This window comes from Microcoleus sp. CZ3-B2, from assembly GCF_036705055.1.
Lineage (GTDB): Bacteria > Cyanobacteriota > Cyanobacteriia > Cyanobacteriales > Microcoleaceae > Microcoleus.
This window is the reverse complement of the sequence record NZ_JAUBTN010000026.1, coordinates 70,620-81,118: the sequence shown is the minus strand read 5'-3', so window position 1 is coordinate 81,118 and position 10,499 is coordinate 70,620. Positions and strand designations below refer to the sequence as shown.

Here is a 10,499-nt window from a genome sequence, read left to right as displayed (position 1 = left end):
GGGAGAGGGGGGGATTGGGAGAGGGGGAGATTGGGAGAGGGGGAGATTGGGGGAGGGGGATTGGGGGAGATATATTACTTTTTTGTGTTATTTGGGATTGTCCAGTCTGAGGAATGGTGAATCATATTCACTAACATAGCGAGAATTTGGTCGTAAGCTAGGTCGAGTTCTTGGCCAGATTGAATATCTAAATAATTGCACTTGAGTGCAAACTCAATCCAGGTTTGAGTTTCAGCCGCTTCGGCTTCAGAGTCGCTTAACTTAGCCACAAAAGCTGCTTCATAACGGCGTTTTCTCCAAGCCTCAGCTAAATTAGCACATACAGAGCGCGATGAACGACGTATCTGGTCGGTTAATGAAAATCTCTCTTCAACAGGAAACTTTTTGCTTAACTCAAAAATGTGCATGGCAGCATTAAGCGCCTGTTGATATACTTGCAAATCCCGATGACTTTGAATTCGTTGATTGCTCATCTTCTCCTCACATGAGTTTCACCTAAATAATTGTTGTCAATCTATCTCTCCCAATCCCCCCCTCTCCCCCTCTCCTAATCTCCCCCTCCGCACTTAGTCGCTAAATAACTCCGGCAATCTTCCTCGCAACTCAGCATTCAAACGCGGCAACTCGTCCCGCATTTGCAAGTACCAGTCTCGCCGCTGCCGGTAGTGCCCGCACAGCAAGCGGTTGTCGCGCACCCATTCGTAAGCATTCGCGGCTATTTGTTGGCGCAGAATATTATCATTAATTAGCGAATTTAGCTTGATTTCAAACTCTTTTTTATGTTTGTAAATTAACCCAGTTTCACCTTCAATAATTGAATTTTCGTAGACTGTGGGACTTGCCAAAACCGCAACTCCCCGCGCCGCACATTCAATAAACTTTAAATCGGATTTCATTTCGTTAACTGGGTTGGTAACTAGCGGCAACAAAGCTATATCGCAACTGTACATAATTTCTTGATACCGTTCGTAACTGCAAAACGGTTCAAATTCCTTTTGCTGTATTTCCAGCGCTTCAAAAAATCGGCGGTCGTGGATGACTTTAACTCGAATCCGATGTTTTTGTGCGACCAAAACTCGATTGAGCGCTGCCATAATCGGCTGCCAATCTTGTTCGCGGTTGAGGGCACCAAAAAATAGAGTGACTGTATTTTCTGTTGGGTAAATTCGCGCTGGGGGCAGATAAGCTAATTGATTGGGAAATACGGCAACATTGGGATTGTAGTGCCGCAAAATTTTGGCTAGCGGTTCTGTCGTTGTTTGAACGCAGTGACAGCCGCGATAGCTGAGGTAATTGTTGTCTGCATATTCGCGGCGGCGGATTGGATTGTCGTCAATTTCAGCTACTATTAAGTAGTCTTGTTGCAGCAGTTCTTTGAGCTTGGGAATGTAGGCGGGATATTGCATAATTGTCCGCTGCCAGATGAAGATTTTTTCTTCTCCAGCTAGCGGATTAATTGATTCTACGGTTTTCACGCTGGAGACGGTGCGGACTCCGGGAATTGTGGCGCTAAATTTGTCTGGTTCCAAAACTCGCACGCGATCGCAGCCTGTAGGAGCCATAATGATAGTTTGGATCAGCAATCTGCGGGGTGATATGGCCGATTTGGTCGATCGCACGATATAATATTGAGCACCGGTTTGCGTAGCAAAATCCGTCGATGTCAGCTCTAAAGCCTTCACCATTGGATGCAGCAATTGCTGGAAGCGGGAAAAAGTTTCGGTTTTGTGTCCCTTTCCTTGCAGTTCGTAAACCTGCAATCCAGCATCAGCAAATAGTGATTTAATACTTTCTAGGGTAAACCAGTGCTGCATCTTGCCATCGGGATTTTCCCAATCTCCCCGCAACAGATTGACAATGCGCCGCCAGTATTGAGCGTTGGGGATTGTGGCGAGAATTTGCCCTTCAGGGTTGAGCAAAGCACTGTACTGCTTGAGGACATCCCAGGGATTTTTGAAATAGGGTAGCAAGTCGCCAAAAATCAAGCAATCGACGCTTCCGGGGGCGATGTCGAGACTTTCTACGGCAAGTTCTTCAATATCGGCTACCGTCACCCAGTTTAGCCGATCGACCGCAATCGCGGCTTTTTCTCGATCGCGTTCAATGCCAATATACTGACAGTGGGGATTTATCTGCCTGTATTCTTCACCACTCGAACCCGTACCGCAGCCAATTTCGACTACGACTTTAGCATCCGGCGGTAGCAGTTTCAAAAGGTCGTGGTTGACGCGATCGAGCACTTTGTCTAAAATTCCTGATTAGTTTATTGTAAAATCAAACAGAGCAACCCATGCGACAGAAAACCAGCCGAAAGTTAGCATGGCGATGCCAGTATACAATGGCGATCGGCACATTTGTCAAGAACAAAATTTTCCGAGACCAACTCATTCTCTTGCTCTTCCCTCCCTTCTCTTCCTCAGCGTACTCTGCGCCCTCTGCGGTTCAATTAAATCCTGTTCCCCATCCAGCAAAGATTGCTACATCTTAGCAAATATTGAGAACGCGATAATTTATTCTCAACTCCTACCCTCCTCAAGCGCCATTGAGAATATCAATTAATTCAGCTTTTTAATCAAAAAAATAACACAACACTTAGCTCAATACATTAAAAACTATGAATCAAAATTTAGGAATTAACATCGCCGGCTACATCAACGGCGAATTTGGAGTCGGAGAAGGTGTCCGAGCAAACATCCGAGCAACAGAAGCAGCCAAAATCCCCTTTAACATCAACAATTTTTCCCGCAGTCCCCACCGCCAACAAGATAACACCTATCAAAACTTTAGCCCTGACAATCCGCACCCAGTCAACTTAATTCAAGTCAACGCCGACGAAGTGACAACCTTTATCAAACATAGAGGTTCCAGCTATTTTAAAAACAAATATAACATCGGATTTTGGGCATGGGAAATACCCGCATTCCCCCCCCAATGGCAGCCCGCATTTAATCACTTTCACGAAATTTGGACTTACAGCAATTATTGTGCCGAAACAATTGCCCAAGTTTCACCAATTCCCGTCATCAAAATCATGCCCAGCATTGCTCTGCCCGCACCTTCCCTCAGCAGAAAAGAGTTAGGTTTACCTAAAGATAAATTTATTTTCCTGTTTATCTTCGACTTTTGCAGCCGCATCGAACGCAAAAATCCTTTAGCTACAATTCAAGCCTTCAAACAAGCTTTCGGCGAAGATGACCGCCTATTGTTAATTATCAAATCTTCCAATTCACATCAATTTCCCGAAGCTAAAACCGCCTTAAACTCTACCATAGCCAACAATTCAAACATCAAACATCTAGACGGGTATTTGTCCAAAGAGCAAATTAACGGTTTGCTCTACAATTGCGACTGCTACGTATCGCTGCACCGCTGCGAAGGATTCGGGTTAACAATGGCTGAGGCGATGTTTTATGGCAAACCTGTAATTGCCACCGACTATTCATCAAATACAGAATTTATGAATGTCGGTAACAGCTTTTTGGTCAAGTATAAATTAATCCCGATTGAGCAAGATTGCGGGCCTTACAAAAAAGGCAATGTTTGGGCTCAACCGGATGTCGAACACGCGGCTGATTTAATGCAGAAAGTTTTCAATAATTACCAAAAAGCTCAAGAAATTGGAGCGGTAGCTGCTGAGGAAATTCAGACTTTACTCAACCCGCAAGTTACGGGTAGTAAAATTAGAAAACGTCTCGAATATATTGCCGAGATTACTGATAATTTTCAAAACTTGCCTCTGTCAGCAACAGCCAAAGCAGAGTCTGCAAAAATTAAGGCTGACTTGCAATCATCACACCCCAAAACTCAATCAAAAGCCCAACTGCAAAACTGGCAGCCTTTGGTAAGCATTTGCATTCCGACGTACAACGGAGAAGCGTTTATTGAGGAAACAATCAAAAGTGCTTTGGCTCAGACATATCCCAACATAGAACTGATTGTATCCGATGACGGTTCCACAGACCGCACAATAGCGATCGCCCAATCCTTCCAATCCCAGACATCCGCCGACTTCCGCATCATCCTGCACCGCAACTACGGCTTATCACAAAACTGGAACTTCTGCATATCCCAAGCCAAAGGCGAATACATTAAATTTCTGTTTCAAGACGACTTGCTAGCACCAGAATGTATCGAAAAAATGGTCGCCCTCGCCCAACAAAACCCCGAAGTCGGTATGGTTTTCTCCCCGCGCGCTATCACCATCGCCGCCGATGAATCTCACCCGATTTTGCGTAAAGCTTCCCAATCAATTAAAGATTTGCACAAAAGTTGGTCGAATTTAAAATCTATTCAGTCCGGAAAAGAATTGCTCGCAGATGCTAACTGCTTGAGCAACCCCATCAACAAAATTGGCGAACCGAGTACCGTATTAATTCCCGCCAGAGTTTTTGCAGAAATAGGATTGTTTGATTCAGGATTATCTCAGTATGTAGACTTAGATATGTGGTGGCGCATCATGGGCAATTATCACATCGGATTTGTAGACGAAAAACTGTCGTCACTCAGGATTCATCCCGACCAACAAACCTGGAAAAACTTCGCGGCTGGGGAAAATCATAAAGATGTGGTCAGATTTTACAAAAAACTGCTAAATAGTCCTGAGTACAGTTTTCTCAATCGCGAAATCAAACATACAATCCGCCAAAAGTTAGCCATAAGAACCCAGCCTAATATATCTAACTTGTCAGCGCTGGTAGAACAGTACAAAAAATATCCATCCAACCAGTTTATTCTGGAAAAGATGCGCCAGTACCGCCAACAATTAGCGGAATATTGGCTAAATTTCCCAGCCAAAAATTTAGAAAGCGCTTACTCGCAAGCAGCGGGAAAAGCTCATAAGTTGTTAATGGATTGCCACCTGAAACATGAAATTTTAACGGAGTCAGAACAAAGTTTTGTGCAGCAGTTAGTCTCGCAACTTGCTGACGCAGGGGCAATTGCTGAGCAGATTCAATATCTCCTCGCAGCGATGCTGTACGGGGAGGCTTATCAGTTGCGGCTAGAGTATAAAAATGCAGCGATTCCCCAGTGGTTTTTTGACGATTTTCTGAATTTTCTATTTCAATCTCCGACTTGTTTTCAGCAGAGGGGAGATGTTGAAAAATACTCGGAATATTTCCAGGGGTTGATAGATTACGTCGCTACTAATATTGCCCGTTTTCCCGATGCGGAAGTTTGGCGTTATTTGGCTGCTTATATTGCTAAGAATGTTAGTTTTAAAACCTTGAATTTGAGCGAAGCTAATCTGCTAGATGTCTTGATTCGGCGAGCTGATATTCTGGAATTTTATTTAAAAAATATTGGCTGTCAAATAGACTGGATTTTTGCTGAAATAGTAGTTAAACGAAATAAAATTAGAGTGGGATTTTTGCTGAATCAAATTAGTTTGAATTCCGAGACTTTTGCTGCTATTCCCACGTTTGAATATTTGGATAAAACCAAGTTTGAAGTTATCGTGTATCATTTCCAGGTAGAGGATGAGCAATTGGGGAAATATTGCGAAAGTTGCGCTGACAAACTGGTGCAACTTTCGGGGGATTTGCCAGAGCAAGTACAGGAAATTCGATCGCACGATTTAGATATTCTGCTAATTTGCACTAATATCGCCGAAACTTCCCAAGCAACCGCGCTGCTGTGTTTGCACCGACTGGCGCGGGTGCAAATGGCTACCGCTGCATCAAATCCGGCCAGCACTGCAGCCCGAAATATCGATTATTTGATTGCTGGAGATTTGACATTGCCGACAGGTGCAGCAGCACAGTATCGGGAAAAATTAATTACTTTAGAAGGTTCGGGAGTTTGTTTCAGCTATCCGGTAGCATCAGCGGCTGCCACAGTTGAACCGACTCGCAGCAGTTGGGGAGCCACTGATGAATCTGTAGTGTTCATCTCCGGTGCTCCGGTTTGGACAATTATCCCAGAATTGCGATTAACTTGGGCAAAAATTATTGCTGCTGTGCCGAATTCTATTTTAGTTTTGTATCCCTTTGGTTCGGGCCGAGAAAACTACGCGGCGGTGCCTTTTTACAACCAAATTCGATCGACATTCGGGGAATTTGGGCTTGACAAACAGCGGATAGTTGTGATAAGAGCGCTAAAAAATCGCGCAGATTGCATAAAATGTCTGAAATTAGCTGATATATATTTAGAAGCCTATCCATACAGCGATGCCGGCTCCGGTTCAGAAGCGCTGTTGGTAGGGTTGCCAGTAGTGGCAAGAAAAGGGCAAAAAATTCGATCGCGCCCATCAGCAGCAGTCCTCGAAGAGCTACAACTTCCGGAACTTGTAGCAAACAGCGAGAACTCTTATATAGAGCTGAGTACAGCACTGGGAACCAACCCAAAACTGCGCCGGCACTATCGGGATCGAGTCCAGCAAACAATGGCGACAAACCCCAAAATTCTTGATAGCCTCGCTTACTCCTCCCTGATAGGCAAACTATTTGAAAGGAACCCGTAGCCCGGTAAAGCGTCAAGAAATAGACAGCAATAGCGCTAGCTTTCTTAACGCTCTGCTATCATCGGGAGATTGAGAGGTTAGTGGTTGTCGCTCTTTTCCTGCCACAGCTAAATTAAAAGGGAAAGCGCAAGTCAGTTGGAGATAAAAAAATGACAGGACTTTTTCAAATAGGCGATAAATTGCTTCAAGCTCAGGATATGCCATCGCTCCTGAAGCGGTATCAGTTGATGCCTCAATTTTTGCGGGGTGTAATCATAGACCAAGCGATCGCATCCTTTAGTTGCAGCGACGAAGAACGACAGGGAGCCGTCGAAAACTTTCTGGCACAGCACCAACTGACAGCGCCGGAAGCCCGAGAAGCTTGGCTCCGCAGCCAAAACATGACTGCAGCAGAACTTCAAGACATGGCCGTCAGACCCTTGCTGATCGAAAAATTTAAGCAAGAGACTTGGAGACCTAAAGTTGATAATTATTTTTTAACCCGCAAAGCCAGCCTAGACCACGTAGTCTATTCCCTGGTACGCACCAAAAATCCAGCACTAGCAAACGAACTTTACTTTCGCATCCTCGAAGGCGAACAAACCTTTGCCGAAGTGGCCCGCAACTTTTCCGAAGGCCCAGAGTCCAAGTCCGACGGCGTGTTGGGCCCTGTACCCCTGAGCCAGCCACACCCGGCAATCAGCAAACTTTTGTCTGTCAGCAAGCCAAATCAACTCTGGACACCGCGTCCTCTGGCAGAATGGATGGTAATTATTCGACTAGAACAGTTCATGCCGGCCCAGCTCGACGAATCGATGCGGCTGCGCTTGATTAACGAACTCTTTGAAAGCTGGGTCGCCGAACAGGTATCGAAGATTGGCCCGCTACAACCCCTGTCTTCGGTGTCTTCAATATCGTGACCGAAAGCAATTTTGTCTGGGGCCGCGGATTTATCCGTGGAAACTTTAAAAGCGTAGCATCCTGACAAAAAGCCTCCGGATTCATCTGTGGATTCAATCTAAAATCTAAAATCTAAAATCTAAAATCTAAAATCGGATGACTTCTGCCGCTGTTTCCCTCTCCCAGATTCAGGATTTCTTAGCTAAAACACCTCCCTTTGACCGACTCTCTGAGACGGCTCTTCTAGCGTTGGTGGCTAAATGCCAACTCCTAGGCTACAGCACGGGGCAACCCCTGTTTGAACGGGAAAAAATGCCGGCTCAGGTGGCAATTATCTATCAAGGCCAGGCCCGGCTGCTGGGGTTTGACCAGCGGTCGCAGCGCCACGTCAGTTTGCGTTTGGTGCAGTCACAGGAAATTATAGGCTGGGCTGGCTTGCTCAGGGGAATTCCCTGCGAAACGGCGATTGCCTCTACAGATGTAATCGCGATCGTCATACCTGCTGAAGATTTCCTGAGTGTAGTGGAAAAACAACCCACATTCGGAGAAGCCTTTCGCGCTCACTCTTCCTTGAGCGAAGTATTTGAACTGTTGAGCCTGGAATTGCAGCGCCAAGCCGACGGTACTTCCAATCTCAAGGAACTCACCCTGCAAGCTTGGGAAGACGCGACAGTTGTCAACGTGCCAAAGGGCAACAAAAAAACCCAAGAGCTCGCCCAAGAGTTAGATGCCGATCGCATTTGGCTCGTCAGCAGCGGCGTCTTGGGCGATTTTCCCACCGGCAGCCGTTTCTCTGTGGAAACCGCAGCCAAATCCTTAAAAGTAGAAGGTCACGCCGGCGCGCGCTTGGTCGGCTTCCGCGAACCCCCAGAACCGCAACCAGAGTCACAAATCGAAACTTCGATACAAGACCCAGGCGTGAGGTCGCTTAGTGGTGAAAAATCGCTGGTGATTAAGCCCGCACCACCTCCTGCAGACCCGCGAGCCGAAGTACCAAAGGATACGAAATATCCGGTTTTCCGCGCCAAAGGAACCATAGATGCGCCCCTAGCTTGCTTCCAAATGTTGAGCAAGTATTTCGGCATCAAATTTCGTCGGGATATCATCCGCAAAGTTCTAGAAAATCAGTTAAAAACCGCTGGTGCGATCAACTTGCAAGCCTGCGGGGCGATCGCCCAAAGCATCGGCCTCACGCCCCAATTAGCGCAAGTCCCAGCCGAAGCCATCAACCGCATCAAAGCTCCCGTAATGGTTAAATGGGAAAATAGCTTTGCCATTATTTACAGCATCACCGAGCAAGAATTGGTGATGGCAACTCCTGAAAAGGGGCTGATGCGGAAGCGGATACCTCAGTTTAAAGAAATCTGGGGAGAACTAGGAGAAGTCCTGCTGCTGCAAGCTCCCCAAGTCGAGCAAAAAGAGCAGTTCAGCTTCTGGTGGTTTGTGCCGGCGCTGATGGAACACAAAACAGTGTTTTTTGAAGTGCTTTTAGCCTCGTTTTTTGTACAGTTATTCGGTCTGGCCAACCCCTTAATCAGCCAAGTAATTATTGATAAAGTATTAGGTCAGCGCAGCATCGACACCTTGGATATTTTGGGGGCGTTTCTGTTAGGTGTTGCCCTGTTTGAAGGACTGCTAAATGGTTTGCGTACCTTCTTATTTATAGATACTTCCAACCGCATCGATGTCAAGTTGAGTGCGGAAATCATCGACCACTTGCTGCGGCTGCCCCAGAATTACTTTGACAACCGGCGCGTCGGAGATTTGGTTTACAAATTCAGCATGATGGGCCAGATTCGGGAATTCATGACGAGTACAGCTTTAACAGTTGTTCTCGATGCAGTATTCTCGGTGGTCTACGTCGCGGTGATGCTTTCCTACAGCGTGAAGCTAACCTTCGTATCTTTGGCAGTGGTACCGGTACTGGCGCTGATGATTATTCTGATTAATCCCCTGGTGCTGCGCCTGATCAAACAAAGAAATATGCGTTTTGCTGACTCTCAATCTTATCTAGTAGAAGTAGTCAGCGGAATTCAAACTGTTAAGGCTCAAAATATTGAATTAAAATCCCGCTGGGAGTGGTCTAGCCGCTACGCAAAATACATTACAGCCAGTTTTAAAACAATTATCACGGGGACAACAGCAGGTACGATTAGCAGCTTTTTAAACCAGGTGGGTAACTTGGCTCAGTTGTGGGTGGGTGCTTATTTGGTACTGAGCAATGACATGACTTTGGGCCAGTTGATTGCTTTCCGAATTATTTCGGGGAACGTGACTGGTTCGCTGCTGCGTTTTGTGAGCGTGTGGCAGAGTTTCCAAGAAGTCTCGATGTCGATCGATATGCTCAAGGATATTGTCGATAAACCCACGGAAACCAGCGAGGAAGACAGGAGCAATATCCCGCTGCCTGCAATTCAAGGGGATGTTAAGTATGAGGAGGTTTCCTTCCGATTCCTAGAAAGCGGGGCTCTGCAATTGGCGAATGTGAATTTGGATTTTCCCGCTGGCAGTTTTGTGGGAATTGTGGGGGGAAGCGGTTCCGGTAAGAGTACGGCGATGAAGCTGTTGCAGCGTCTTTATGCCCCGCTTTCGGGCCGGATTTTTATTGACGGTTACGACATTGCCAAGGTGGAATTATATTCGCTCCGCAGTCAGCTTGGGGTGGTGCTGCAAGATACTTTGCTGTTTAACTGCTCGGTACAGGAAAATATTGCCCTGAGCAATCCCGATGCGAGTACGGATGAGATTGTGCGGGCGGCAAAATTAGCTGTGGCTCACGACTTTATCATGGGCTTGCCTGCTGGCTACAATACGATAGTCGGAGAGCGCGGTGCGTCGCTTTCTGGGGGCCAAAGACAGCGTTTGGCGATCGCCCGCACGATTTTGCAAAACCCGAAATTGCTGATTTTAGACGAAGCTACAAGCGCCCTCGACTATCATTCCGAACGCCAAGTTTGCAATAACTTAGCAGAAGCTTTCGCAGGTCGCACGGTGTTTTTCATTACTCACCGCCTGACTACCATCCAAAACGCCGACTTAATTATTATGATGGATCAAGGCTCTGTAGTCGAGCAGGGAACTCACAAAGAATTAATGGCTCTTAGAGGACGTTACTATTGCCTCTTCCAACAACAAGAGTCATCGAATACTTGATATCTCA

The 10,499-nt window shown here is 46.2% G+C and carries 5 protein-coding genes; 3 read left to right on the top strand and 2 right to left on the bottom strand.

Annotated elements, in window-relative coordinates:
• Positions 1-74: 74 nt before the first annotated feature.
• Positions 75-473: a four helix bundle protein gene (locus tag QUA97_RS14195; RefSeq protein WP_333194962.1), complete on the bottom strand. Its 399-nt coding sequence runs from the start codon at positions 471-473 to the stop codon at positions 75-77.
• 93 nt (positions 474-566) lie between these two features.
• Positions 567-2,240, bottom strand: a complete 1,674-nt coding sequence (locus QUA97_RS14190; RefSeq protein ID WP_333194960.1) for a methyltransferase domain-containing protein — start codon at positions 2,238-2,240, stop codon at positions 567-569.
• Between the two features lie 374 nt (positions 2,241-2,614).
• Here QUA97_RS14190 and QUA97_RS14185 point away from each other — a divergent pair, with 374 nt between their 5' ends.
• The 3 genes from QUA97_RS14185 (at position 2,615) to QUA97_RS14175 (ending at position 10,492) form a co-directional block, all read left to right on the top strand.
• Positions 2,615-6,460, top strand: coding sequence for a glycosyltransferase (locus QUA97_RS14185; protein ID WP_333194959.1), 3,846 nt, complete (start codon positions 2,615-2,617; stop codon positions 6,458-6,460).
• A 149-nt stretch (positions 6,461-6,609) separates the two neighbouring features.
• A complete protein-coding gene (locus tag QUA97_RS14180; protein WP_194009725.1) occupies positions 6,610-7,359 on the top strand; it encodes a peptidylprolyl isomerase in 750 nt (249 codons plus the stop codon).
• Positions 7,360-7,495: 136 nt separating this feature from the next.
• Complete coding sequence (locus QUA97_RS14175; protein ID WP_194067819.1) at positions 7,496-10,492, top strand: peptidase domain-containing ABC transporter; 2,997 nt, start codon at positions 7,496-7,498, stop codon at positions 10,490-10,492.
• Positions 10,493-10,499: the final 7 nt, after the last annotated feature.

Coding starts and splice junctions, on each gene's coding strand:
- QUA97_RS14175 (WP_194067819.1), top strand. CDS start 7,496: ATGACTTCTGCCGCTGTTTCCCTCTCCCAGATTCAGGATTTCTTAGCT.
- QUA97_RS14195 (WP_333194962.1), bottom strand. CDS start 473: ATGAGCAATCAACGAATTCAAAGTCATCGGGATTTGCAAGTATATCAA.
- QUA97_RS14180 (WP_194009725.1), top strand. CDS start 6,610: ATGACAGGACTTTTTCAAATAGGCGATAAATTGCTTCAAGCTCAGGAT.
- QUA97_RS14185 (WP_333194959.1), top strand. CDS start 2,615: ATGAATCAAAATTTAGGAATTAACATCGCCGGCTACATCAACGGCGAA.